The 25710-nt window shown below is 44.0% G+C and carries 27 protein-coding genes and 2 riboswitches; of the genes, 15 read left to right on the top strand and 12 right to left on the bottom strand.

Annotation, left to right across the window (positions count from 1 at the left end):
• Position 1: 1 nt before the first annotated feature.
• Complete coding sequence (gene hpt / locus ACZ42E_RS08500) at positions 2–541, top strand: hypoxanthine phosphoribosyltransferase (RefSeq protein WP_464891906.1); 540 nt, start codon at positions 2–4, stop codon at positions 539–541.
• Positions 542–551: 10 nt separating this feature from the next.
• Positions 552–2084, top strand: a complete 1533-nt coding sequence (gene guaA / locus ACZ42E_RS08495; protein WP_464891905.1) for a glutamine-hydrolyzing GMP synthase — start codon at positions 552–554, stop codon at positions 2082–2084.
• A 43-nt stretch (positions 2085–2127) separates the two neighbouring features.
• Here the strand turns inward: guaA and ACZ42E_RS08490 are convergent, their stop codons facing one another.
• From ACZ42E_RS08490 to ACZ42E_RS08465, 6 genes are all read right to left on the bottom strand, one after another.
• Positions 2128–2637 carry a 3D domain-containing protein gene (locus ACZ42E_RS08490; RefSeq protein WP_464891904.1) on the bottom strand — a complete coding sequence of 170 codons (510 nt, stop codon included), beginning with the start codon at positions 2635–2637 and terminating at the stop codon, positions 2128–2130.
• Positions 2638–2890: 253 nt separating this feature from the next.
• Positions 2891–3064, bottom strand: a complete 174-nt coding sequence (locus tag ACZ42E_RS08485) for a DUF362 domain-containing protein (protein ID WP_464891903.1) — start codon at positions 3062–3064, stop codon at positions 2891–2893.
• 18 nt (positions 3065–3082) lie between these two features.
• Positions 3083–4222 carry an acyl-CoA dehydrogenase family protein gene (locus ACZ42E_RS08480; RefSeq protein WP_464891902.1) on the bottom strand — a complete coding sequence of 380 codons (1140 nt, stop codon included), beginning with the start codon at positions 4220–4222 and terminating at the stop codon, positions 3083–3085.
• A 2-nt stretch (positions 4223–4224) separates the two neighbouring features.
• Positions 4225–4581 (bottom strand): helix-turn-helix domain-containing protein, encoded by a 357-nt coding sequence (locus ACZ42E_RS08475; RefSeq protein WP_464891901.1) that lies wholly within the window; start codon positions 4579–4581, stop codon positions 4225–4227.
• A 117-nt stretch (positions 4582–4698) separates the two neighbouring features.
• On the bottom strand, positions 4699–6033 hold the full coding sequence (locus ACZ42E_RS08470) for an acetyl-CoA hydrolase/transferase family protein (RefSeq protein ID WP_464891900.1): 1335 nt from the start codon (positions 6031–6033) through the stop codon (positions 4699–4701).
• Positions 6034–6070: 37 nt separating this feature from the next.
• On the bottom strand, positions 6071–7318 hold the full coding sequence (locus ACZ42E_RS08465) for an acyl-CoA dehydrogenase family protein (RefSeq protein WP_464891899.1): 1248 nt from the start codon (positions 7316–7318) through the stop codon (positions 6071–6073).
• A 273-nt stretch (positions 7319–7591) separates the two neighbouring features.
• Here ACZ42E_RS08465 and ACZ42E_RS08460 point away from each other — a divergent pair, with 273 nt between their 5' ends.
• The 3 genes from ACZ42E_RS08460 to thiC all read left to right on the top strand — a co-directional run bounded on the left by ACZ42E_RS08460 (position 7592) and on the right by thiC (position 10549).
• Positions 7592–7921 (top strand): winged helix-turn-helix domain-containing protein, encoded by a 330-nt coding sequence (locus tag ACZ42E_RS08460; protein ID WP_464891898.1) that lies wholly within the window; start codon positions 7592–7594, stop codon positions 7919–7921.
• A gap of 321 nt (positions 7922–8242) precedes the next feature.
• Positions 8243–8334, top strand: a riboswitch (TPP riboswitch).
• 134 nt (positions 8335–8468) lie between these two features.
• A complete protein-coding gene (locus tag ACZ42E_RS08455) occupies positions 8469–9257 on the top strand; it encodes a sulfide-dependent adenosine diphosphate thiazole synthase (RefSeq protein WP_464891897.1) in 789 nt (262 codons plus the stop codon).
• Positions 9254–10549: a phosphomethylpyrimidine synthase ThiC gene (gene thiC / locus ACZ42E_RS08450; protein WP_464891896.1), complete on the top strand. Its 1296-nt coding sequence runs from the start codon at positions 9254–9256 to the stop codon at positions 10547–10549. The genes ACZ42E_RS08455 and thiC overlap by 4 nt, the downstream gene beginning before the upstream one ends.
• Here thiC and thiE read toward each other — a convergent pair.
• Positions 10512–11156 carry a thiamine phosphate synthase gene (gene thiE / locus ACZ42E_RS08445; protein ID WP_464891895.1) on the bottom strand — a complete coding sequence of 215 codons (645 nt, stop codon included), beginning with the start codon at positions 11154–11156 and terminating at the stop codon, positions 10512–10514. The genes thiC and thiE overlap by 38 nt on opposite strands.
• Positions 11157–11171: 15 nt before the next feature.
• The gene (thiD, locus tag ACZ42E_RS08440) at positions 11172–11948 is read right to left on the bottom strand and encodes a bifunctional hydroxymethylpyrimidine kinase/phosphomethylpyrimidine kinase (protein ID WP_464891894.1); all 777 of its coding nucleotides are present in this window, start codon (positions 11946–11948) and stop codon (positions 11172–11174) included.
• A gap of 613 nt (positions 11949–12561) precedes the next feature.
• On the opposite strand from thiD, the gene ACZ42E_RS08435 reads away from it, so the two are divergent.
• Positions 12562–12822: a hypothetical protein gene (locus ACZ42E_RS08435; protein ID WP_464891893.1), complete on the top strand. Its 261-nt coding sequence runs from the start codon at positions 12562–12564 to the stop codon at positions 12820–12822.
• Positions 12823–13195: 373 nt separating this feature from the next.
• Here the strand turns inward: ACZ42E_RS08435 and ACZ42E_RS08430 are convergent, their stop codons facing one another.
• The 3 genes from ACZ42E_RS08430 to ACZ42E_RS08420 all read right to left on the bottom strand — a co-directional run bounded on the left by ACZ42E_RS08430 (position 13196) and on the right by ACZ42E_RS08420 (position 15825).
• Positions 13196–14125 (bottom strand): hypothetical protein, encoded by a 930-nt coding sequence (locus ACZ42E_RS08430; RefSeq protein ID WP_464891892.1) that lies wholly within the window; start codon positions 14123–14125, stop codon positions 13196–13198.
• A gap of 265 nt (positions 14126–14390) precedes the next feature.
• Positions 14391–14813 carry a hypothetical protein gene (locus ACZ42E_RS08425; RefSeq protein WP_464891891.1) on the bottom strand — a complete coding sequence of 141 codons (423 nt, stop codon included), beginning with the start codon at positions 14811–14813 and terminating at the stop codon, positions 14391–14393.
• 13 nt (positions 14814–14826) lie between these two features.
• The gene (locus ACZ42E_RS08420; RefSeq protein WP_464891890.1) at positions 14827–15825 is read right to left on the bottom strand and encodes a copper amine oxidase N-terminal domain-containing protein; all 999 of its coding nucleotides are present in this window, start codon (positions 15823–15825) and stop codon (positions 14827–14829) included.
• A gap of 323 nt (positions 15826–16148) precedes the next feature.
• Here ACZ42E_RS08420 and ACZ42E_RS08415 point away from each other — a divergent pair, with 323 nt between their 5' ends.
• Positions 16149–17117, top strand: a complete 969-nt coding sequence (locus tag ACZ42E_RS08415) for an Rpn family recombination-promoting nuclease/putative transposase (protein ID WP_464891889.1) — start codon at positions 16149–16151, stop codon at positions 17115–17117.
• A 321-nt stretch (positions 17118–17438) separates the two neighbouring features.
• Here the strand turns inward: ACZ42E_RS08415 and ACZ42E_RS08410 are convergent, their stop codons facing one another.
• Complete coding sequence (locus ACZ42E_RS08410) at positions 17439–17978, bottom strand: GerMN domain-containing protein (protein WP_464891888.1); 540 nt, start codon at positions 17976–17978, stop codon at positions 17439–17441.
• Positions 17979–18127: 149 nt separating this feature from the next.
• Here ACZ42E_RS08410 and ACZ42E_RS08405 point away from each other — a divergent pair, with 149 nt between their 5' ends.
• The 8 genes from ACZ42E_RS08405 to purF all read left to right on the top strand — a co-directional run bounded on the left by ACZ42E_RS08405 (position 18128) and on the right by purF (position 25698).
• Positions 18128–18325 carry a hypothetical protein gene (locus ACZ42E_RS08405; protein WP_464891887.1) on the top strand — a complete coding sequence of 66 codons (198 nt, stop codon included), beginning with the start codon at positions 18128–18130 and terminating at the stop codon, positions 18323–18325.
• Between the two features lie 88 nt (positions 18326–18413).
• Positions 18414–18525, top strand: a riboswitch (guanidine-I (ykkC/yxkD leader).
• Positions 18526–18593: 68 nt separating this feature from the next.
• Positions 18594–19115: a 5-(carboxyamino)imidazole ribonucleotide mutase gene (gene purE, locus ACZ42E_RS08400; protein WP_464891886.1), complete on the top strand. Its 522-nt coding sequence runs from the start codon at positions 18594–18596 to the stop codon at positions 19113–19115.
• The gene (gene purB / locus ACZ42E_RS08395; RefSeq protein WP_464891885.1) at positions 19116–20408 is read left to right on the top strand and encodes an adenylosuccinate lyase; all 1293 of its coding nucleotides are present in this window, start codon (positions 19116–19118) and stop codon (positions 20406–20408) included.
• A 27-nt stretch (positions 20409–20435) separates the two neighbouring features.
• Positions 20436–21161, top strand: coding sequence for a phosphoribosylaminoimidazolesuccinocarboxamide synthase (gene purC / locus ACZ42E_RS08390; RefSeq protein ID WP_464893512.1), 726 nt, complete (start codon positions 20436–20438; stop codon positions 21159–21161).
• Between the two features lie 28 nt (positions 21162–21189).
• Positions 21190–21441 carry a phosphoribosylformylglycinamidine synthase subunit PurS gene (gene purS, locus ACZ42E_RS08385; protein WP_464891884.1) on the top strand — a complete coding sequence of 84 codons (252 nt, stop codon included), beginning with the start codon at positions 21190–21192 and terminating at the stop codon, positions 21439–21441.
• 5 nt (positions 21442–21446) lie between these two features.
• Entirely contained in the window at positions 21447–22148 is a 702-nt protein-coding gene (gene purQ / locus ACZ42E_RS08380) for a phosphoribosylformylglycinamidine synthase subunit PurQ (RefSeq protein ID WP_464891883.1), read from the top strand.
• Positions 22145–24328: a phosphoribosylformylglycinamidine synthase subunit PurL gene (purL, locus tag ACZ42E_RS08375; protein WP_464891882.1), complete on the top strand. Its 2184-nt coding sequence runs from the start codon at positions 22145–22147 to the stop codon at positions 24326–24328. Before purQ ends, purL begins: the two co-directional genes overlap by 4 nt.
• Complete coding sequence (gene purF / locus ACZ42E_RS08370; protein ID WP_464891881.1) at positions 24313–25698, top strand: amidophosphoribosyltransferase; 1386 nt, start codon at positions 24313–24315, stop codon at positions 25696–25698. The genes purL and purF overlap by 16 nt, the downstream gene beginning before the upstream one ends.
• Positions 25699–25710 lie beyond the last annotated feature (12 nt).

Genomic DNA, 25710 nt, shown 5'->3' with positions numbered 1-25710 from the left:
ATTGAATCGGAATGATGTAGAAATATTATATGATAAGGAAACTATAAGCAAGAAGGTAAAAGAACTGGCTGAACAGATTAGCCGGGATTATGCAGGCAAGGATCTTTTGCTGGTGGGGATACTGAAGGGTGCTTTTGTTTTTATGGCTGACCTGATAAGGGAAATTGATATACCGGTAGAGCTGGATTTTATGGATGTTTCCAGTTACGGCATGTCTACCGTTTCTTCAGGTGAAGTGCGTATTTTAAAAGACCTTGATTACTCCATAAAAGACAAGGATGTTCTGGTAGTAGAGGATATTATTGATACCGGCCTTACTCTTAAATATATAAAAGACCTTTTGTTAAAGAGAGAGCCTAGAAGTGTCAAAACCTGCTGCCTCCTGGACAAGCCGGCCAGGAGAAAAACTGATATTGATGCCGATTATGTAGGCTTTGTTATCCCGGATGAGTTTATTGTGGGATATGGCATAGATTATGCGGAAAAATACCGCAACATTCCGGAAATATGTATTTTAAAACCTTCAGTTTATCAGAAGTAGAGGTGTAGTAATGAAAAAAGAGTTAGTTTTGGTTCTTGATTTTGGCGGACAGTATAACCAGCTTATCGCCCGCCGGGTAAGAGAATTATCAGTATACAGCGAGATGGTTCCCTATGATATATCGCTGGAAGAGATTAAAGCCAAATCTCCGGATGCTATAATTTTAACCGGAGGACCTTCCAGTGTGCATGAAAAAGATGCTCCTTCCTGTGATCCGCGCATTTTCGAACTGGGAGTCCCGGTTCTGGGAATATGTTATGGCATGCAGCTTATGGCCTATAAACTGGGAGGAGTAGTGGGAGAAAGCACTATAAGGGAATATGGGCGCAGCTATCTTAAGGTAAAAGAAGATGATCCCCTGTTTAAAGGCTTGGACAGGGAAATGCAGGTTTGGATGAGCCACGGGGATTCGGTAAACCGTTTGCCGGAAGGTTTTCGGATTACTGCCAGCACCGAACATTGTCCGGTAGCAGCCATGAGCTGTCCGGAAAGAAAATTATACGGGGTACAGTTTCATCCGGAAGTTAAGCATACCGTTTATGGTATGGAGATATTGAGGAATTTTCTTTTTGAGGTAGCCGGGCTTAAAGGCGACTGGGACTTAAGCGATTTCATAGCTGAGAGTGTTGAAGAAATAAAGAATAAAGTAGGGGACAAGAAGGTTTTATGTGCTTTAAGCGGTGGGGTTGATTCTTCTGTAGCCGCTGCTCTGGTGCATAAGGCAGTAGGAGACCAGCTGGTGTGCGTATTTGTTGACAACGGCCTTCTGCGCAAAGGGGAAGCTGAACAGGTAATAGAGACCTTTAAAAATAAAATGGGCATGAATCTTATATTTGTCGATGCTGAAGAAAGGTTTTTGAAAAAATTGGCAGGAGTAACTGACCCGGAGAGAAAACGCAAGATTATTGGTGAAGAATTTATCAGGGTATTTGAAGAAGAAAAGGCTAAACTGGGAGAAATAGATTATCTGGTACAGGGAACGGTATATCCTGATATAATTGAGAGCGGTACCAAAACAGCCCATACCATAAAGAGCCATCATAATGTGGGCGGACTGCCTGAGGATATGGATTTTGAGCTTTTGGAACCCTTAAGGCTTCTGTTTAAGGATGAAGTAAGGTTAATTGGGGAAAAGTTAGGATTGCCCAGGGAAATCGTGTGGCGCCAGCCTTTCCCGGGACCAGGGCTTGGAGTAAGGGTTCTGGAAGAAGTTACTAAAGAAAAGCTGGAAATTTTAAGAGAAGCGGATGCCATTGTGCGTGAAGAAATCAAGAAGGCTGGACTGGAACAGGAATTATGGCAGGCTTTTGCTGTGCTTCCGCCTATCAAGAGTGTTGGAGTTATGGGAGATGCCCGTACCTATGCCTATCCTATAATTATCCGGGCGGTGGTAAGCGATGATGCCATGACGGCTGAATTTGCCCGTTTGCCTTATGAATTGCTGGATATAATGGCAAGAAGGATAGTAAATGAAGTAAAAGGAGTAAACCGGGTAGTATATGACATAACCAGCAAACCTCCGGGAACCATAGAATGGGAATAATAAAAGGAGGGGGAATACCATAAAGGTATTCCCCCTTTAAAATTTAGTCCAAAATAATGACTTTTACTGTTCTCATGCCCCAGTTATAGGCTTCGGTTTTGGAATCCATGAACAAGTCAATACGGTTGCCTTTTATCTTGCTTCCCTGGTCAGCTGCTATCGCTTCCCCGTAGCCTTCAATGTAAAGCCTGGTTCCCATGGGGATAACATCAGGGTCAACCGCTACTATACCTCTTCTTAAAGGTTGGCCGTCATATGCTACATTACCCCACGGGCCGTTTTCGGCCGGGTCAGCAGTATAAGCAGTTGCTACCATGGTTATCGTTTTTTGCTCTTCTTGTTTTGCTTTTTCAGTTTCAGGTTTATCTTCTGCTTTTGTTTTTTCTGTTTGTTTTTTTTCTATTTGTTTGATTTCTGCCTTATCATTTTTGAATTCTTCTGCTGCCATGGCATTATCGATATGGGAAGCCATATAACCAGCAGCAGTTACCAGAGTTAAAAGGCACCATATTATAAGCAAGCCATAAGCTGAAAATTTTCTGTTTTTAATCATAACCAAATCCCTCCTTCTAGAAACAAAATGGTGCTTTAAAATTAAGCACCATGTGAAAAAATATTTTATTTGTCAAAGCCTTGTTAATCTTATCAGGAAATTACGCAGGATTCAAACAGGCTTACCTTTTTTTAAAGGCAGTCTGAAAGTATAAATTTATATAAACCATTATAGCTCGATTTTAAAAGCATAATTCGACGGTATAAGGCTTTATGCTGCCTTATGTAAAATATTTACATAAAGATTCTGGTTTCTAGTCAGTTTGAAAAATAGCATCGGAAGGGCAGCTGTCCATACATTCACCGCAGTCTATGCATTTATCCAGGTCGATTTTATAAACCCCAATAGGGCTTATGGCTTCACATGGACATACATCAGCACATAATCCACAGGAGGAACATTTATTTTCATCGATTATAAAGGCCATAGTATTTTCTCCTTCAGCTTATAGCTGGGAAGCTATAAGTATTTTTTGTATATTGTTGGTGCCTTCCAGAGTGGAAAGAGACCTGGCATCCCGCACCAGGTGTTCTATGTAGGAATTTTTGTCATAGCTTCTGGCTCCTATTATGTCAGCAGCTTTTAAGGTAATTTCCTGAGCTGTGGTACTGGCAGCCAGTTTAGCCATGGAAGAATGCATGGAAAAATCACTGCCGTGGTCCATAAGCCAGGAGGCTTTCCAGGTTAGCAGGCGGGCCATTTCCAGTTTGGTGGCCATTTCTGCCAGATCAAAAGCTACTGCCTGATGGTTTCTTATTTTGGAGCCAAATTGTATTCTGTTTTCTGCAAATAAGAGAGCTTCTTCGTAAGCTGCCCTGGCAATTCCCAGGGAAGCTGCTGCTACCATGACCCTTCCCAGGTCGAAAGTTTGGGTAAGCAGGAAATATCCGCTTCCCGGTTTACTTTCTTCGATCACATATTCATGAGGGAGAAGAACATTTTCAAATATTAAACGGCATATATTAAGATATTCCAGTCCGGAAGTATTATATTTGTGGCCTATTTTAAGTCCATCAGTGTTAGAGGGTACCAGGAATATTCTGAGCCATATTTTATCTACCGGCTTCTGCGTGAAGGCAGCCAGGGTTATGAGCCTGGAAACTCCAGCGTTTATGATAAAGTCTTTGGTTCCGTTAATTATAAAGCCTTCGTCAGTTCTGGCGGCCATAGTATGCATTTGCGCCAGGTCGGAACCCCCCTCAGGTTCAGTCAAGGCAAAAGAAGCCAGTTCGGCTTTTTTACCGGTAAACCAGGGCAAAAAACATTCTTTTTGCTTTGCATTGCCGGCCAGCATTATGGGTTCAACCGCATGAATGGTAGCTACTATCATAGCTGCAGCATCCGGGAAAAAAGAAGCTATTTCTTCTATGATGAGGACGGTGGTAGAACGGTTAAGTCCCAGCCCTCCATACTCTCTGGGGATAGTGGGACAAACCAGATTATATTCGGCAAGGGTAGATAATATTTCTTTTTTGAAACCCGGTTTGTTAAGGTATTTTTCGCGGATTTTTTTAAGTTTGATTCCTAATTCTTCGCGTATAAGCATTATTAGTTCCATCTGTTCCGGGGAAATGCTAAAATCCATCTCTATCGCCTCTCCTTTTTACGCCATTGTAGATATTCAATATAGCATAAGAGTTCTCTGAGGTTTTCTTCATCCAGTTCTTTAAGCAGAAGGTTTATTTTCTCAATAAGTTCAGTATTGTTTATAGATGAGCTTGTAAAATCTTTGCCAGTCAAAGAAGATTCCAGAAAGTACTCCAGCGGCTTATCCAGGATTTCGGAAAGTTTTTCCATATGCGAAAGATAGAGACGCCTTTTACCCTTTTCGTAGTTGGAAAGGGCTGATTGGGAACATCCCAGAGCTTTGGCCAGTTGTTCCTGGGTAAGCCCTTTCTCTTCCCGGGCCATTTGTATTTTGCGTCCGATTTCCTTAAAGCTCATCTGACTTCAAGCCCCCTTTAATCTATATAATAGTCTATTATTTGTTTTAATCCTACTGTTTGACTCAATTTTAAGCATAAAAAAAGGGAGGTTTTCCTCCCGTATCTTAATAATGGATTAAATATAGTTAAGCTTTTTGGCTTCAAATGTAAGCCAGTCTCTAAAGTCCGGGTGGGCTATTCTTATCAGGGATTTTACCCGATCTCTCATATTATAGCCTTTAAGATAGGCTACCCCGTATTCGGTTACCACATACTGGGTATCATTGCGGGTGGTAGTTACATAGGCACCTGGGGTGAGAGTAGGCACTATTCTTGATTTCAGCTCTCCGGTAGTTTTGTCTTCATAGGTAGAATACAAAGCCAGGAAAGCTTTGCCGCCTTTTGATCTCCAGGCTCCTTCAACAAAGTCCATCTGGCCTCCAGCTCCTGAATAGACTTTGGTTCCAATGGCTTCGGAGGCACACTGCCCGGCCAGATCAACTTCCAGGGTAGAATTTATAGAAATTACATTGTCATTAAGGCCGATGTAATAAGGGTCATTAGTTATTTCACAGCTGTGCATTTCTACCATGGGATTTTCCCGTACGAAATCGTAAAGCTTCTGGCTGCCAAAGGCAAAGCAGGCTACCCATTTGCGGGGCATGAAATTTTTCCTGCGTCCGGTTATCACTCCCTGTTCATAGAGGTCAACCATAGAGTCGCACAGCATTTCTGAATGGATTCCCAGGTCCTTCTTATCTTTTAAATGGAGGGCGACGGCATTGGGAATAGTGCCGATTCCCAGCTGCAGACATGCGCCGTCAGGAACCAATTCCGCTATATATTGCCCTATAAGCTCATCTTTTTCGTTTACCGGGATTTCGGGCAGGCAAACTAGAGGTTCATTATTTTCAACTACGGCTGCAATTTCAGAAATGTGAAAATGGTTGTTGCCGTAAGTGCGGGGCATATTTTCATTTACTTCGACGATTATTTTGCATCCTGGACTGTGGTGGATAAAGCCGTAGATATAGTCAGGATGGATGCCGGTGCTGAAAAAGCCGTGCTCATCCATGGGAGATACAGTGATAAGTGCTGCTTTCATATTGGCAACTTCTACCATTTTGGGACCGTCAAAAAGGCGGTGGGGGACAAAAGAATACAGGCCTTCGTTTATGAAATACCTTTCAATAGGACCGCTGTACATGACATCAATTGTATTGTATTTATTGATTTCGGCAAGTATTTCGGGCTTGTGAATATCCATAAATCTTACGCTCAAGCACCCTAAAAACTCACATCCTCTAAGTTCACCTGATGCCATGCAGTGAGCCATGGCATTTATCAGCTTTGGTGGCTGGCCGTTAGTTAAAGGGGTTGCGATAAAGGAATTTTGCGGAATAAGCTTTACCGCTTCTTCAGCAGTCATAAGCTTGCTTTTATATAAATCTTTAACTTTATTTTTATTCATTTACCCCTTCCCCCTTAAAAGTTTACTGCTTGCGGAATTATTCGTAAATCTTTTCCCCTTCGGCAAAGGCATTGAGGGCATCAGCTTCACTGTCGCGCTTATTGGTGTTTTTGATTTCTTCTGCTCTTTCTTTGTACCATTCATGCTGGCTTATAAGGGTCATGATTTCATTGGTGCCTACCCATATCATGGAAAGCCTCAGGTCGCGCACGATTTTTTCAATCGGGTAAACATCGGTATAGGCTATGCCGCCCATTACCTGCATGGCCAGGTTTACAGCATCCCAGCATTGTTCGGTAACAAATTTTTTGGACTGGGATACCAGCCTTCTTACCCGGGAAGCTTTTACCTTTGGATCATCAGCGGCAATAGCGGTGGTGTATATCACACTGCGGCAGGTGTCCAGCTTGAGGACGGCATCAGCCACTTTAAAGCTTACTGCCTGGAAGTTTTTAATCTGGGTGCCGAATGCTTTGCGTTTGGTAGTATAATCAGTCGCTATTTCTACTGCCGGCCTGGCTGCTCCGATAGTCATGGCAGCCGTTCCCAGCCTTTCTGGAACCATCATCTGATAAAATATGGGGGCAGCTCCGTTAACTTCTCCAATCACATTTTCTTTGGGAACCCGGACATCTTCAAAGACTACCCTGGCAGTTCCCCCGCCGCGGCATCCCATCAACCCGTAGAGGTATTCGGTCTTAACTCCCATTTCCCTTTCCACCATAAAACAGGTCATGCCTTTATGGGGAGGGGCATCAAGGTCGGTTTTGGCATAAACCAGAAAATAGTCGGCGCCTTCACCGCCAACAATAAATCTTTTTTGCCCATTCAGGATAAAGTCGTCTCCGTCGCGTCTGGCTACCGTAGTTGCCCCGAAGAAATCAGAGCCCCCGCGCGGTTCAGTTAAACATTCAGCAGCAAATTTTTCCCCTTTGCAGATAGGAGGCAGGAACCTTTTTTTCTGTTCTTCGGTGCCGAAGTGTACGATGGCTTCTGTTACTACATCCCCGGTAACTCCCCAGGTGCAGCCGAAAATATAGCCAGGTACGCATATTTCTTCGGCTACCATCACGTCATCTACCCATTTTAAGCCTCTGCCGCCGTATTCTTTGGGGACTCTTATGCCGATGAGGTTCCTTTTTCCACATTCCCGGATGAAATCTTTAGGGTATTTTATCCTGTCAGCGTCCATATCCAGGATATATTCCCGGGGAATCGATTTTACAAATTCTCTTACCTCATCCCGCAATTTTAGCTGTTCAGGTGTCATCAAAAAATCAAACATAAATCCTTCTCCCCCTTGATGTAAAATGCAAATTTTATTACATTATGTAATTAAATTATTACATTTGTAATAGAGATATGTCAATTTGATTTTGCAATATTATGTAAAAAGCAGGCATAAAGCAGGTATTTATTTATCAAGTGCGGGCTTGACGGGAGGGAGAAAATAGGAATAGAATTTTTTTACCAGCATCAGAATGGAAAATGACAGGGCTAAATGGGGGAGGATGTTTTACATATATAATGGGTGAGATAAGGGTTAGTGGAGGTAGGCATGTATAATCTGAAATTTAAAATATGGCTGGATAAAGAAGGCAAGGTATTTGGACCGGGGCCTTATGAGCTTTTAAAGGGGGTTAGGGAAACCGGTTCCTTATCCAAAGCTGCCAGCAGTATGCATATGTCCTACAGCCAGGCTTACAACCTTATAAAAAGCCTGGAAAAAAGGCTGGGTTTCCCGCTTATCATAAGCCAGAGCGGAGGGAAAAAAGGAGGGGGTTCTGCCCTTACCCCGGAAGCGGCAGAACTTGTGGATAAATATGCTGCTTTTTATAAGGAATGTGAGGAAGCTTTGCAGAATATATTTGAAAAGTATTTTAAATAAATCATCATTCATGCAGTTCCCTGAATAGCAGTTTTTAAGCTTTATTAAAAAATTTTACCCCTGGCACAGGGGATAAATTCCTGGCTGCCAGGGGCAGAAGAATTAATTTTTATAATAAAATATTTGATAGTTGTGCATCAATGCTTTTTTAACAATGCATTTATTGTATAACCATGACTGGAGTAAACCGCATATGCAGAATAGTGGCAGCAGATAGAAAGCATGATTTTTACAAAAGCGTTTATTTGGAAAAGTAAATTTTTTGTAAAGACACTTGCCGTTAAGGAATTTTTTCTATATAGTTTAAAAAAACTGCATACCAGGTATGCGCAGGGGTGCCGTTAAAGGCTGAGATTATACCCTTTGAACCTGAACTGGGTAATACCAGCGGAGGGAGCGCAGTGAGGGGTTTTTATACCTGACGCATGCCTTTTTGGGCAAACGTCAGGTTTTTTTATCTGGAAAGGGGGGATGAAAAGGTGAAGAAGCGTAATTCCCCCTTCGCCTGCCTGGTATCCAGGGGAAAATATAAAGGGGAGGAAAGAAAATGCTCATAAATGATATAAAAATAACTGCTTCTATTATTGATGAGTATTATTCAGTGCTGAAAGAAAATCTGGAGTGTGATCTTATAATCGTGGGAGGGGGACCGGCAGGGCTTACGGCTGCTTTTTATGCCGCTAAAAGCGGGCTTAAGACAGCAGTCCTGGAAAGCCGCTTATCTCCCGGCGGCGGCATGTGGGGAGGCGGCATGTTCTTTAACCAGATAGTTTTCCAGAAAGAAGCAGCTGAAATTCTGGATGAAATAGGGATTGTGCACCGGATAAACCAGGACGGCTATTTGGTGGTGCCTTCCTACCGGGCGGTAGCTCAGCTTATCCTGGCTGCGGATAGGGAAGGAGCCAAGATTTTAAATGGCATAACGGCAGAAGATGTTATGGTGAGGGAAAAGCGCGTCTGCGGGGTAGTCGTAAACTGGACTGCTGCGGTAAAGCTTGGTATGCATGTGGATCCCCTTTCTCTGGGGGCTAAGGCAGTTATCGACGCTACCGGGCATGATGCGAGTGTAGCCAGAATTTACCTGGCCAAATCCGCTGAAAAGCTCCCGGAAGACAGGGAAGATAGGGTTAGGACTTCTTCCATGTGGGCGGAAAAAGGAGAAGAAATGGTGGTAGAATATACGGGTTTCATAGCAGAGGGGCTTATAGCAGCCGGCATGAGTGTAAGTTCCCTTTTTAATACCCCCCGTATGGGGCCTATTTTCGGGGGCATGCTCTTATCAGGACGCAAGGCAGCAGGGCTGGCTTTAGAATATGTAAAGAAGGTGAGTTTATGACCCAGCTTATAAAGGCGAAGCGCGGAGAGGTTACTCCCCAGATGCTGGAGGTGGCGGCTAAAGAAGGCCTGTCCCCTGAAGAGGTTAGAAAAGGGGTGGAGGAAGGTTACATAGTTATACCTTTTAATATAAGGCATCAGGGATTAAAAGCCTGCGGCATAGGCAGAGGCCTTACGGTAAAGGTAAATGCCAATCTGGGGGTATCCAAGCAGGCATCCAGCCTGGAAAAGGAAATCAGAAAGCTTAAGGCGGCTTTAAAAATTGGGGCTGATACGGTTATGGACCTTAGCACCGGCAGGGAGCGCGACAGGATAAGGCAGGAGTTTGTAAGGGTTTCTGAGGTGCCGGTAGGCAGTGTGCCTGTTTATCAGGCTGCTGCGGAAGCGGAAGAGAAAAAGGGAGATATCCTGGCTATGACCGAAGAAGATATGTTTAAGGCTGTGGAAAAACACATCCAGGACGGCATAGATTTTATAACCGTCCACTGCGGCATAACCAGGTCTTCCCTGGCCGTTCTTGATAAAAACCCCCGACTTATGGGGATAGTGAGCCGGGGAGGGGCGATAACCGCAGCCTGGATGAGAAAACACGGCCGGGAAAACCCTTTTTATGAAAACTTTGATTATCTTCTGGAACTGTGCCTGCGCTATGACACTACCTTGAGCCTGGGGGATGGTTTGCGGCCAGGGTCCCTGGCGGATGCCAATGACCCGGCCCAGATAGAGGAGATGGTTATCCTGGGAGAGCTGGTGAAGAGGGCCCGGGAAAAAGGGGTGCAGGTGATGGTGGAAGGTCCCGGGCATATGCCTTTAAACAGCATAAAAGCATGTATTGACCTGGAAAAAAAGCTCTGCCATAATGCCCCTTTTTATGTGCTGGGGCCTCTGGTAACCGATATTGCAGCTGGCTATGACCATGTGGCAGGGGCTATCGGCGGGGCGCTGGCTGCTTTTTATGGAGCCGACTTCCTCTGCTGTGTAACCCCTGCTGAGCACCTGGGGCTTCCGGATGAAGAGGATATAATAGAAGGGGTGGCGGTTTCCCGGCTGGCTGCCCACGCTGCCGATTTGGCCAGGGGCAAAAAGCGTGCCTGGGAAAGGGATATGGCGGTATCAAGAGCCAGAAGGGAACTGGACTGGGAGAAACAGATAGGGCTTTCGCTTCATCCGGAAAAAGCCTTCTTTATATACAAGGACAAAAACCCTGATGCCTGTAAAGGCCAGCCCTGCAGCATGTGCGGAGAATACTGCGCGGTCAGGATGGATAAGGACAGTTTGTCCAGGCTTTTTTGAGCAGAAAGGCAGCTTCTTCAGGGTCAGGGCTTTTAAGGATAAATGAAGAAACGGCTATACCGCTTGCTCCTGCTCTCTTTATCTCAACTGCCCGGTCCGGGTTTATGCCTCCTATGGCTACCACCGGTATCTTAACCCGGGCTGTGAAAATTTTAAGTTTTTCAGGGCCGATTACCGGAGCTGGATTTTCCTTGGTGGCAGTAGGAAAAACCGGGCCTATGCCCAGGTAGTCGGCCCCTTCTTTTTCACCTTTTTCTGCCTCTTCCAGCTTGTTAGCCGTAAGGCCGATGATTTTATGCGGGCCGAGTATTTGCCGGGCGGTTGGAACAGGCAGGTCTTTTTGCCCCAGGTGTACTCCGTCCGCGTTTACAGCCAGTGCTATATCTACCCGGTCGTCTATTATGAAAGGTATGGAACAGGGGGAAAGGGCTTCTTTTATATTAAGGGCCAGGCTGTAAAAATCCCGGTCAGCTAATTTCTTGGCCCGCAGCTGGACGATAGTCGCTCCTCCCTTTACGGCCTTAACTACCTGTTCTGTCGGGTTAAAAGGGGAAAGAAGGTCAGCGTCTGCTACAAGATACAGTGAATAGTCAGGCTTTGTTTTCATATCCGGTTATCCTCCTTATATAAAATGCTTGAGGACAGGGCATCCCTGGCCGGGGCGAAAACTTTGCCTTATCGCTTCTTCGAGGTAAGTTTTGGTTTTGCTGACTGCCTCCGGAACTTTAAGCCCGGCAGCCAGGTAGAAAGCGAGGGCAGAAGAAAAGGCGCAGCCGGTTCCCCTTATTTCCCCTTTTTCTATGCGCTGGCTCTTGAAGCGGTGAATTTTTTCCTGGCTGGCTGCTATATCAACCGGTTCCCCTTCAAGATGCCCTCCTTTCACGATAACCCATCCAGGGCCGTATTTAAGGAGTTCTTTTGCTGCTTTTTCCATATCTTTCACTTCTTTTACCGTATGGCTGGATAAAAATTCAGCTTCCGGTATATTGGGGGTTATAGCTGTGCACAGGGGGAAAAGCTTTTCTTTTAGCGCTTCTGCTGCCTCTTTTTCCAGAAGCGGATAACCGCTGGTTGAAATTATGACCGGATCCAGAACTACCGGTATTTCCGATTTTAGCCCCTTTAAAAACCTGCTTACAGTTTCGATGTTTTCCCTGCTGTACAGCATGCCTATTTTTATGCCGTCTATCCTGAAATCTTCGGCTACCGCTTCAAGCTGCCTCTGCAGGAAAGCATCACCTGCTTCTTTGACGGCGCTGACCCGGGAAGTGTTTTGGGCGGTAAGGGCAGTTACTACTCCGGTAAAATAACCTCCCAGAGAAGATACTGTCTTGAGATCGGCCATTATCCCTGCAGCTCCTGAAGGGTCGAAACCGGCAATGCCTAAAATATTAAGCATAAAAATCCCCTTTCTTTAGGTTCGCATTTTTATTCGGCGAAAGCTTTTTTCGTGCAATAATTACAGAATAATTAGGGCTAAAGTTTTAAAATCAAAAACTGCAAAATATTTCATGCTGGTGATGAAGATTTTTGCTGCCATTCCCTTATGCCTTTGCATAAAATTCTAATTTATTCAAAGGCGAAATTTAAGATGTCAATGACAAAATAATTTTTTGAATTGTTAGCTTGGAGGAAATCAAATATATTTAGTTAAGCTTTATTTAGTTAAACTTTATGGTTGGGAGTTTATTAAGGATTAGGGAAAGGAGAGTTTTTATGCGCATAAAAAAGGTAATAGCCTGGGTGCTTATTTTGAGCTTCAGCCTGAGGCAGGTATGGTATATAAACACCTGCCTTTTTGCTTGATATTTTGCATACATTGTTCATATTTTTGGCGTCATAAATTGTAAAATTTGCTGGATAACTGGTGCTGATAAATGGTTGCTTTGAGCCAGGCAGAACATAAAATAATATTGAATAATTTTAATTTTCCTAATAAAATAAATATTAAGAAAAATAAGTTAAATTTAGTTATTAAATGACAAAAAAGGTTGAAAAAGGGAGGTGCTGTTATGAGGCTGATGGCTGATGTTACGGTTACGGTGACTTCCAATGGAAGGGATTATATGGACACAGTGAGGATGGAGTTTGAAGACGAAGATTATGCGGAATTTGATTTTGGCGGATTTTTCAGGGAACTGGTAAACAAACTGAACCCGCTGGTAATAGAAAAACTGCCCAAGGAAAGGATTGTAGTCGACATTAAAAACATAAGAAAAAGCATGGTAGATAAGGAGAAAATCGAAGAAGCCTACACCAAATGCGAAAGATAGCCTCCTTTTTTGAGCTGCTTTTTGCTGCACATAATGCCGCTTATTTTCCTGCCTGGCATTTTTGGAATATTTTCCTCTGGATTTGAAATATCACTGGACTTAGATGAGATGGGTAATGATTTATGGGATACTGTTAAAGCTTTTCTGATAATAAAATTCGAATTCCACTACCCTTTAAACAGCAGTTTTTAAAGCTTTTATGCCGGTTTTTGCGTATCTGTAAATAAAACATTTCCAGCATTTGCCTTAAATTAAAGAGATGGGGTGGTGGAATTTTATTTTGTCTTGATTTTTATTTTTTTCGTCCCCGTTATTTAATGCTTATGGATTTATTCCTTATAGATTTGAGGGATAAACAGGCAGAATGGCTATTTTAAAGGTCTTCGATTTTGTTGTAGCGGAGTATCTCTTCCCGCTTGCGCAGCATATTTTCATAATCAAGGCGGTATCTTTTTTTATGATAGTATTCTTTAAAGGCGGCGATATATTTTTCAGATGTGAAATATTTTTTCATCCGTTCTGAAATATAATGCACCTGTTCGCTTGGTTCATACAAAACCGGTCTGTCTTCTGCAATATCTATGATGGTTCCGGTAATTATGCCCCAGGAAATGTCAGCCAGGGAATAGTCGTCAAGGTCCCTTATTATTGCTCTAAGGAAGGCTTCCTGCACGGGGTCAAAAAACTTGAACTGTTTGGAGTACATGATAGCTCCATGTATGTGGTTGGGTATATCGAAATAACCGTCTTTAAAGATTTCACTGGACAGATTGTAGAGAAGCCTGAAGCAGTATTTGAGAATGCCAAGGCCTGGGCTGCTCTGGCCTGGAAGCTGAGGCCTTTCTTTGGTGAAAGTTCCCCGGGGGTTTCTGGCGGAGAGCCATTCGATAAGAATCATGTCATAGGGAAATATTTCTTCATCTGCCTCAAAAAACTTTTTATCCGGCATGAAAAAATTTTCGCTTACCCGCAGGTCAAGGAGCTGGTTTTCGGGAATAATATCCTTCCAGTACAGTTTTAGATAATGTATATGATTTTCGTCCCGGTCGATGACAAGCTCAATATCATCAAACCCTATCGATTTGAGATGGGAAAGCATGCCAGTTTCTGCAATCTTTTCATACATCTCCTGTTTCGTAAATCTTCCCAGGAATAAATCATTGAAGCTGTTGAAGTTCTGCAGGTTGCCCAGATTGCCTATTATATCAAGTTCGCTGAAACTTATGTCTGCTGGTTCGGGGATGGCCAGGTCGACTTTGGTAAAATTTTTGAAATTTTTCCCTTTAGGGTGCTGGTCAGGCAAGGGAAATCCCCTCTCTTCCTGGAAGGTTTTTAAATAAAAAAGGTATCAGCGGCATATTTCAGTATGTGGCAGTTTTTCTGCCGTATCAAGAGCAGATGTAAAAACGGAGAATAAACTATTTTATCAATAAACAGGCTTCTTTTAAAATTATAACAGCAAAACGGCAAAGATTATACTGCAATTTATTTTAGCACAATTTAAGGAGGGCAGGTTAAAAGAATTCGTTTCCCAATTTTGAGAATTCAAAAAATTAACCTGTTAGTCCTTACTTGCCATCTTTGTCCTTATATATTACATAAAAAATTAAAGTTGATGTTCTGTATGTCAAATCTCCTCCAGTGTATGATGATATTGGTGTGCTTATATTGGCATTTGATGGTTTTACTTCTCTGTTGTAGGTTGATTTCCATGTCCATTTGATATGGTCTAGTTGGGAAGTGCAGGGGTCTTGTCCTGTGAATTTTGATTTGTAGTCGTTTAATTTGGAGGGTTCGACTATTTCTTCCCATACTCTGGTGTCGGTTGTGTAGTAATACTTCCAGCTACCATTATTTAATTTGCGAATTTCCAATGCTAATTTCGAAAAACTTGCTGCTTCAACCTTGGGAGTTAAAATTACAAATGACATAACAAATGCTAAGAGAATAATTAAACCAGTCAACCTGTTATTATAATTTCTGCCAATCAACTTACACTCCTCCTTACCATTTTATTTTACCTTCATCAAAATCTGCAGTTTCTGTTATATCGTGAACAAGCTGAGCCTCCATTACATATCCCTTTCCATTAGATGTTAAATAAACCTGCAATACGACTACATGGTTGTCTCTTGTGTCAATGCCATATATCACTTCTTGTTCTCTCCCAAATGCTCCTGGTGTAGTACCTAACAAACTTCTGTCAAACTTGACATAAGGATATTCCTTCTTTATAAATTCTGCCAGTTCATTGTAGCGTTCGTCACTCAATACTGAAGGATTGGGAGTAAACTTGGCATCGCAATCATTTGGTGCGTGCTTTGCATATCTTGCAAGTTCACTTTTCACATATGCTATCTCCTGTGGGGTGAGGGTTGAGGGAGCGGGGTTGTTCTTTTTGTTGATTAGGTCGATGATGTCGTTGATGTCGGGTTTTTCCATTCCTTCAGGGTATGCGATGACAAGTTTGTGATTGCTGTCCCAGTCAACCTTGAACCCAAGACCTTCTGCTACATACCTTGCAGGCAGCATGGTGCGACCTGGCTTTTCGATAAAGGGGGCTACATCCATAGTTAAACCTTCCTGCTGGGAGTCTGGCTTGGTTACCTGCATTGTCTTACTGCCGATTTTGAGTTTGAGGGTGTTTTTGCCCTTGAGGGTTGCGGTTTGCTGTTGCGCGTTCCAGTTGATATTGTCGTTGTCTACTCCAAGAGCATTGGCTAAAAATCTGACAGGAACAAAGCTTCTATTGCTTACTACCTTGGGGGCTGCGTCCATCCTTGTCGCTTCAATATACCCACTGTCCACATCCTTCACATAATAATTATAATCCCCCATCCTGAAAACAATCACCTTATTATACCCGGCATATAAAACCTCATCCCGGGAAAAATCATCCCCTATATACTCATAACCAGCTGTAGCAGGAGGAGAAAAAACCAGAGAAAAAACAGCTAAAGAAAACAAAAACCTTCTAAAAAACGAAAAAGGAGAAAAAGCCATAAAAAACCATCCTTTCCTAAAAAATATTAAAGCAGCCAGAGAAAAAATTCCTCATAAAAAAAGAAAATCCTTTCGTAAGGAATAAAAAATAACAAAAAAACCTCTTTAAATCTTTATCCTGAAAATTAAAAAAATAGATTTTAAAACTTAATTTTCTAAGAACAAAAAATGATTTTAGGTTTTAAAATTTAATTTTTATTAAAAATTTAAATTACATTTAAAATCCAATTGATAAAGAACAGATGTTTGAGGATTAAACATAAAACTCCTTGTCTAAAGCCATTTAATTCCATATAATCTAAACAAAAAAGGAGAAAGCCTTAATGAGCGACATAGCAAACCTCCACGACAGATACTTCAAAGAATACCTGGAAAACCCCGGGATAGCGGAAAAATTCCTTAATGAAATCCTTCCCGAGAGGATAAAAAACATAGCTGACCTGAAAACCCTTACCTTCCAGAAAGAAAGCTTCATAAGCCAGGAACTGAAAGAAGCCTATTCCGACCTCCTTTTCAAAGGCAGGCTAAAGAGCGGGAGAGATATATACATATACTTCCTGATAGAACACAAAAGCTACCTGTATGAACTGACCCCCTTTCAGCTCTTAAAATACATGGTAAACATCTGGGAAAGGGAGATAAACAAAGAGAAAAAGAAAAAACTGACCCCCATAATCCCGGTAGTCTTCTACCACGGGGAAGAGAAGTGGAGGTCCTCTTGCGAATTCACAGAGCTTATAGAAGGGGAAAGGGAAAAAGGGGAGCTAGAAGAATACCTTCCCCGCTTCAGGCATATATTATATGAGCTGGGGGAAAAAGAGGCAGTGGAAAAAGCGGGGGACGCTGTCATAAGGGTATTCTTGAGGAGCCTGTTTTTAAAAAAGGTAAAAGGGGAAGAAGAGGTAAAGATTTTGTTGAGGGAGACCTTAAAAGAGGTAAGGGAGATAGGAGGAGAGTACGGCTATTTATTAAAGAGCGTAATTTTGTATATAATAAAGACAGCAGAGAAGCTGGAAAAAGAAGTGCTGTTTGACTATGTGGAAGAGCTGATCCCGGAGAGGAGGGGTGAGATAATGACGATAGCTGAGCAGCTGAAGCAGGAGGGAAAAATGGAAGGTATAAGGGAAGGGATGGAGAAAGGCATAGAGAAAGGTATAGAGAAAGGGCGTGAAGAGACATTAAAGCAGACAGCAATAAATGCTCTAAAAAAGGGATTGGACATAGAAACTATAGCTGAACTCACTGGGCTTTCTGTAGAGAGGATAGAAGAGTTAAGGAAAGGGCTAAATTAGGAAATTATATTCTTTAAAGAAGATAACTTGAAAAAGCAGCCAGATAAAGAACAGAGAGGGCGGGGATTTGCTTCCTGCCCTCTCTGTTTACCCTTTTTGTGGTTCCTTAATAATGGGTTTTGCTTGCAAAAATATATTTTATCTTTTTAAAATTAAGGCTCAACTAAAGAAGAATCCCATCTAAAGGAAATATTTTCTTTAAAATGAAAAACCTGCTGTAATTTTAGCGGGCTAAAAAATTCCCGGCTGCCGGGGAAGAGTTTTTTAAAAAATTTGCCTTTTAATGGAAAAAACATAAAAAAAGAAGTATATCCATGCTTCCTACCTTTTTACTATGCTCTCATCTCTGGCTATCGGTGTGCTTATATCTATATGACCGGCCAGGGTTTCCTGTTTTTCACCATTTATCAGGATCTGTACCTTTTCTACTCCAGCTGTTTCGGCTGCTGTATTTACTATAGACATTATGGTCAGGATTTCCCCGGCGCTTCCCCCTGGATGTTCAGTTTGCAGCTCGCGGGAAAAGTCAAGGTATAAGATGCTGTCTTCCTTTTTTACAGATAAAATGCCTGTTTCTGGGGGTATAGTCGGATAATGGCCTTCCTTTTGGGGGCCTTTTATTAATTCTTCTATGGCGGTTTTGACGATGTCTTCTGAAGAGGCCTTACTGGAAACTGTAATCTGTCTGGATTCCGGAAGCAGGTACATGGCCTGCTGATCGGCGAAATAAAGGGTTATTTTTTTATTTATTGTTTTGGGCTCCGGGTTTTCCGGCGCTTTTTTGGGCAGGCAGCCGTTTAAGGCGAAAAAGGATATTATGCATAAAAGCAGGATAATATAAAAGGTTTTTTTATTCCGCAATTTTCTTCCTTCCTTTCTTTGCATGATAGATTAAGTTTTCTCTATTATAACTTATATGCATATTATATGGTATAACTTGCAGTTTAAGAGGGAAGAATCCGGATAAAAAGGGAAAAGTGAGGTAAAACAGGGTGAGGGAGGAAAAATTTTTGGATAGCTTCGGCGATAATGCCTGGCAGGAATTTGTCAGGCTGCTGGGGGCCAGTATTATTACCCGTCTGGAAGAGATAGAAAATGAAGTAGACTGGGATAAACTATTGAATCTGGGGGACGATGAAATAAAGAGGGAGGCTTATCAGCTTAAAGAAGACCTGGCGCGCATCAAAAAGTTGATTAAAGATTTGTAAAGCTTTTGTTAAAAGATTTTTTAGCACGTTGACATCGTTTTAAACCTTTGTTAGTATCAAAATGAGGTCAAAATTTAATAAAGAAACGCGAAAGTGTGCCTAGGGTTCCGCATGTAGCAGTACATGGTCTGGTCCAAGTGGCACAGGTGCCTTTGGGGGATAAAGGCACTACACCGTATAGGGATAAAAGCCCAGGCGGACAGGTTTCGTTTCAGAGCCTGTCTCCTGGGCTTTTTAAATTGTTACATAATAATCAGGGAGGGATATCATGCCCAAGGTTGGCATTATTATGGGGAGTGATTCTGATCTCCCGGTTATGAAGGAGGCCGGGGATATGCTGAAAGAACTGGGCATAGACTATGAGTTTACGGTTTGTTCTGCCCACCGTTTGCCGAAGGAGACTGCAGAGTATGCCGAAACGGCTGAAGAAAGGGGACTTGATGTCATTATAGCTGGAGCAGGAGGAGCAGCTCACCTTCCCGGGGTTATTGCCGCTTCTACTGTAGTGCCGGTTATTGGGGTACCAATAAAGACTTCTACTTTATCGGGAGTAGATTCGCTTTATTCGATTGTGCAGATGCCAAAAGGGATTCCAGTGGCAACGGTAGCGATAAACGGCAGTGCCAATGCTGCTATTCTGGCAGCAGAGATAATCGGCGTAAAAGATGAAAAAATAAGGCAAAATATTAAGGAATACCGCAGGAAGATGGCAGAAGAAGTGAAAAATAAAGATAGAAAGCTTAAAGAACTTGGGGTTGAAGCTTATCTGGAACAAAAAGGAGGTAAATAGATGATTGAAAGATATACCCTGCCGGAGATGGGAGCTATCTGGAGTGAGGAGAACAAGCTCAAAAACTGGCTGAAGATTGAGATTGCTGCCTGTGAGGCATGGGCAAAACTGGGCAAGATTCCAGAAGAAGCGGTGGAAGCGATTAAAAGGAAGGCCAATTTTAACATAGAAAGGATAAGGGAGATTGAGGCGGAAGTCCACCATGATGTTATCGCTTTTCTTACCAATGTGGCGGAATATGTGGGGGAAGAATCCAAGTATATACATCTGGGGATGACTTCTTCAGATATTCTGGATACAGGCCTGGCTATGCAGATGCGGGATTCTGCTGACCTTATAATGGACAAGCTTGTAAAGCTCAAGGAAGTTATCGGGGAAAAGGCCAGGAAGTATAAATATACCCTGATTATCGGGCGCACCCACGGGATACACGGGGAACCTACCACTTTCGGGCTTAAGATGGCTTTATGGTATACGGAGATGGAAAGGAATATAGAAAGGCTAAAGCAGGCCAGGGAAATGATATCTTATGGGGCCATTTCAGGCGCGGTAGGCAATTTTGCCCACCTGGACCCCAGGGTAGAAGAATATGTGTGTGAAAAGCTGGGCTTAAAGCCGTGCAAGGTTTCTACCCAGATTATCCAGAGAGACCGTCATGCCCAGTTCATGTGCAGCCTGGCGGTTATTGCCAGCTCCCTGGAAAAGATGGCTACGGAAATAAGGAACCTCCAGCGTACGGATATTCTGGAGGTGGAGGAGCCGTTCCGCAAAGGGCAGAAAGGCTCATCAGCCATGCCGCACAAGCGCAACCCGATGATGAGTGAAAGGGTGGCCGGGCTTTCCCGCGTAGTACGTGCCAATGCCCTGGCGGCGCTGGAAAATGTGGCGCTCTGGCATGAAAGGGATTTAACCCATTCTTCGGTAGAAAGGGTAATCATACCGGACAGCTGCATACTTGTAGATTATATGCTGGCCAAGTTTACCGGCATTATGGAAGGCCTGGTGGTATATGAGGATAATATGCGGGAAAATATAAACCGCACCCGGGGACTTGTATTTTCACAGGAATTGATGCTGGCTCTGGTCAAGAAGGGGATGCTGAGGGAAGAAGCTTACCGTCTGGTACAGAGAAATGCCATGAAGAGCTGGGAAGAAAAGCTTGATTTTAAAGAGCTGGTGCTGGCTGATGAAGATATTATGAGGGTTATTACTCCGGAGGAGCTGGAGGCGGCTTTTGATTTGTCTATCTACACACAGAATGTAGATTATATTTTTGAACGCTGCGGGCTTTAAAACCTTAAATAACGGGAGGGGATTATGATGGCGGCAAGAGGAGAATTTTTGTATGAAGGCAAAGCCAAAAAGATTTATGCTACTGATGACACCAGGGTTTTGTGGATGTATTACAAGGATGACGCTACGGCTTTTGATGGGGCCAAAAAAGGGATTATCAATAATAAGGGGATAATGAACAACCGGGTAGCCAACATGCTTTTCCGTCTTCTGGAGAAAAACGGCATAGAAACCCATCTGGTGGAAGAAATAGATGAAAGAAATGTGCTGGTAAAGAAGCTTGACATGATACCGGTAGAGATCGTGGTGCGCAACCGGGTGGCAGGAAGCCTTGCCAAAAGGCTGGGTTTGGAAGAAGGCACTGCCCTTAAGGGGACTATCCTTGAGCTCTACTATAAGAGTGATGAGCTGGGCGATCCTATGATAAATGAATACCATGCGGAAGTTATGGGCTGGGCTACCAGGGAGGAACTCAAGGCTATGCAGGAAAAAGCCCTGGAGATAAATGAAGTGCTTACTCCTTTCTTTGACAGTATTGGCATTATACTGGTGGATTACAAGCTGGAGTTTGGGCGCATAGATGGCCGCATAGTCCTGGGGGATGAAATATCTCCCGATACCTGCCGTTTGTGGGACAAGGAAAGCCTGGAAAAGCTGGATAAAGACCGTTTCCGCAGAAATCTGGGCAAAGAGGAAGAGGCTTATATGGAAGTGGTAAGAAGGATTGAAGGAAAGCTTGGCAATTTAAGGTAGATTTATAAAGCAGGGGAGGGTATATGTTTTGTATAAGGCGCATGTTTATGTAGTTTTAAAGCCCGGGGTCCTTGATCCCAGGGGGGACGCGGTGAAAAAATCGCTGAATGTCATGGGATATGCCGGGGTTAATGAAGTGCGTATAGGAAAGTTTATCGAAGTATGGCTGCAGGCTGGAAGCAGGGAAGAGGCCTTAAGGGAAGTGGAGAAGATGAGCGGAGAGCTTCTGGCCAATCCGGTAATTGAGGATTACCGGGTAGAGATAGTGGGGGGAGAGTAAGGGCTATGCGTTTTGGGATAGTGGTATTCCCGGGTTCGAACTGTGATGTGGACTGTTATTATGTGATAAAAGAGGTAATGAAGGAAGAGGCCTTTTATGTTTGGCATAAGGAGACTGATTTGCGCTCTTTTGACGCTATTATTCTCCCCGGAGGATTTTCCTACGGCGACTACCTGAGGGCAGGGGCGATTGCCCGTTTTTCCCCGGTAATGTCGGCAGTAAAGGATTTTGCTTCCCGGGGAGGGCTGGTTATAGGCATATGCAATGGATTCCAGATTCTTCTGGAAGCCGGCCTGCTTCCGGGAGCCATGCTGCGCAACCGGAGCCTTAAGTTTATATGCGACCAGGTACACCTCAAAGTAAACCGCACTGACACACCATTTTCCCACCTGTTTTCGGAAGGAGAAGTTGTAAAAATCCCTATCGCTCATGGAGAAGGCAATTATTACTGTACTCCGGAAACCCTTGCTGAGCTTAAAGCCAACCGGCAGATAGTCTTTAGCTACTGCAGCCCCGGGGGGGAAGTAAGTGATGAATATAACCCTAACGGGGCACTGGCGAATATAGCCGGGATTGTTAACAAAGAAGGCAATGTCCTGGGAATGATGCCTCACCCGGAAAGGTGCAGTGAAGCTATTTTAGGCGGAACTGACGGCTTTAAGGTTTTTGCTTCGATGATTAAATGGGCAAAGGAGGCATCAAGATGAATTACCGTGATCTGGGATTAACTGATGATGAATATAAAATGATTGTTGATTTTATGGGGCGGGAGCCGAATGAACTGGAACTAGGCATGTTTTCGGTTATGTGGTCCGAACACTGCGGCTATAAAAATTCCCGTCCGCTTTTAAAGCTTTTTCCCACGCAGGGAGAATGTGTAATTCAGGGGCCGGGGGAAAATGCCGGCATAATCGATATAGGCGATGGAGATGCCCTGGTTTTTAAGATTGAAAGCCACAACCATCCTTCAGCCATTGAGCCTTATCAGGGGGCAGCCACCGGAGTGGGAGGCATAGTACGGGATATATTTACCATGGGGGCAAGGCCGGTAGCCCTCTTGAATTCCCTGCGCTTTGGACAGCTTAATGATGACAGGGTAAAGGAACTGTTTGCCGGGGTAGTAGCCGGAATAGGGGATTACGGGAACTGCCTTGGCATACCTACCGTAGGGGGAGAAGTATATTTTAATGACTGCTATAAAGAAAATCCGCTGGTTAACGCTATGTGTATAGGCCTGGTAAAAAAGGATGAAATAGCAAGGGCAGTGGCCGGGCGGGAAGGAAGCCCTATTATGCTGGTAGGGGCCAAGACAGGAAGGGACGGCATTCACGGGGCTACTTTTGCCTCAGAGGAGCTTTCGGAAGCTTCTGCGGAAAAGAGGCCTTCTGTGCAGGTAGGGGACCCTTTTATGGAAAAACTGCTTATTGAGGCATGTTTGGAGCTTATCAAGGAAAACCTGGTAGACGGGATGCAGGATTTGGGAGCAGCTGGCCTTGTAAGTTCGGTTGCGGAAACGGTAAGCAAAAAAGGGCGGGGAGCCTGTATAGATGTCCTTAAAGTGCCCAGGCGGGAAGAAGGGATGACTCCCTATGAGGTTATGCTGTCAGAATCCCAGGAGAGAATGCTGGTTATCCCCCGGGAGGGGTGTGAGGAAAGGATTGCCCAGATTTTTGATAAATGGGGATTAGATGCCTCTGTTATTGGGGAAGTAACCGGAGATGGCATTTTTCGGGTGCTGGAAGGAGAACGGGAAGTGGCGGCTGTTCCGGTAAAGGCGCTTACTGAAGGGTGCCCGGTTTATGTAAGGGAAGGCAGGGTGCCCGACTATTACCTGGAAGCGAAAGAGCTAAAAGAGGAAGATTTGCCTGAAATAGATGTGAAAGAAGCCCTGGTAAAACTCCTCTCTTCCCCCAATATTGCCAGCAAGAAATGGGTTTATTCCCAGTATGACTATCAGGTGATGACCAATACGGTTGTTCTGCCCGGGAACGGGGATGCTGCGGTGTTGAGGGTTAAGGGGAGAGAAAAAGGCTTTGCTGCCACGGTAGACTGCAACAGCCGCATGGTTTATCTTGATCCTTATAAAGGCGGGATGATGGCAGTGGCAGAGGCTGCTTTAAACCTGGCCTGTGTAGGAGCCAGGCCTTTGGCCTTTACCAACTGTCTCAATTTTGGCAATCCGGAAAAACCGGAAATCTACTGGCAGCTTAAAGAGGCGATAAAAGGCATGGCTGATGCGGCTTCTGTTCTCAATACACCGGTGGTTAGCGGCAATGTAAGCCTATATAATGAGAGCACAGAACGGGCGGTTTACCCTACTCCGGTGGTAGGCATGGTAGGGATTCTGGAGAATATCCAGAATCGCTGTGACATGGCTTTTAAAGAAGAAGGGCACTTAATCTGCCTTCTGGGCAGAATGCGCAGGGAACTGGGAGGTTCTGAATACCTGGCCGTATGTCATGGAATAGAAAAGGGACAGGTTCCGGATATAGATCTTAAAGAGGTGAAAAGGCTTATAGACCTGCTCCTTTGTCTTACACGGGAAAAGGTTTTATCCTCCTGCCATGATGTGAGCGAAGGGGGGCTGGCGGTAGCCCTGGCAGAATGTGCCATAAAAGGGGATAAAGGTTTTAAGGTGAAGCTGCCGGTACTGGATAGGGGAGTTATGTTTTCCGAAGCCCCTGGAAGGGTAGTAGTAAGTTTGCCTGAAGGTAAATGGGAATTTTTGAAAAAGGCATGCGCAGAGGCTGGGATTGCCTGCACGATTATAGGAAGAGTAGAAGGAAGGAAACTGATTTTTGCTGATGAACAGGGGAAAGAAGTAGTGCTGCCCCTTGATAAAGCCAGCAGCCTGTGGGGGGAGGCGATTGCGTGTTTGATGAAATAGAAGACAAATTTAAGCATGAATGCGGGGTTTTTGGGATTTTTGCCAAAGGGAGCGAGGATATAGACGTAGCGCGTACCGCTTTTTATGGCCTTTATGCCCTGCAGCACCGGGGCCAGGAAAGCGCAGGCATTGCGGTGTCTGATGGCAGGCGGATAAGGCTGGAAAAAGGCATGGGATTGGTTACCGAAGTTATACGGAGTGAAAATATAAGAAATCTTAACGGCTATATGGCTATCGGCCATGTACGCTATTCTACCACCGGGGAAAGCAGTGCTGTAAATGCCCAGCCTCTGGTTTTCCATTACCTTAACGGTATGGTGGCTCTGGCCCATAACGGCAACCTGGTTAATACGGAGGAAATGAGAAAACGTTTGGCTACCTATGGATCGGTTTTTCAGACTACCACTGATACTGAGGTGGTAGCCAACCTTCTGGCCCGCTATTCGCAGGATAAGCTGGAAGATGCCCTGGCCAAGTGTATGATTGATATGAAAGGCGCTTATGCCCTTCTTATCATGACTGAAGATAAGCTGATCGGGGTAAGGGATCCCTTCGGGATAAGGCCTCTTTGCCTGGGAGCGATAGGCGATGCTTATGTGCTGGCTTCGGAATCGGCAGCTCTGGATACGGTAGGGGCAGTTTTAATAAGGGATATAGAACCGGGAGAGATTGTAGTCATTGATGACAGCGGCATGCGTTCTATAAAAGCGTCTAATCTTCCTGTACGTGCTCACTGTGTTTTTGAATATATCTATTTTGCCCGGCCGGACAGCACCCTGGATGGGATTAATGTTTATAAAGCGAGAAGAGAGCTGGGGAAGCAGCTGGCCCGGGAAAACCGCATAGATGCGGATCTGGTAATCTCTGTTCCCGACTCCGGAACGGCTTCTGCGCTGGGCTATGCGGATGAAGCGGGGCTTCCTTTTGAAGAAGGTTTGATGAAAAACCGCTATGTAGGGAGGACTTTTATCCAGCCTACCCAGCAGATGCGGGAGCTGGGGGTTAAGCTTAAGCTCAACGCTATTGAGGAAGTGGTAAAGGATAAAAGGATTATCATGATAGATGATTCCATTGTACGGGGTACTACCAGTAAAAAGATAATCCAGATGTTAAGGGAAGCTGGAGCCAGAGAGATACACATGCTCATAGCTTCACCTCCTACCCGTTTTCCATGCTTTTACGGCATAGATACTTCAAGAAGGGAAGAACTTATAGCCAGCAAGATGGATATAGAAGCGATAAGGGAGTTTATAGGGGCAGACAGTTTGGGATATATAAGCATGGAAGGGATGTTTAAAGCCCTGAAGCGGGATGACAAATTTTTCTGCGCTGCCTGCTTTAGCGGCAATTATCCGGTGAAAATAGAGTAGTGGAGGAAAGGT

The sequence above is a fragment of the Thermosyntropha tengcongensis genome, from assembly GCF_055381335.1.
Note: the sequence above shows the minus strand (reverse complement) of the source record. Positions and strands in the feature narration are given on the sequence as shown.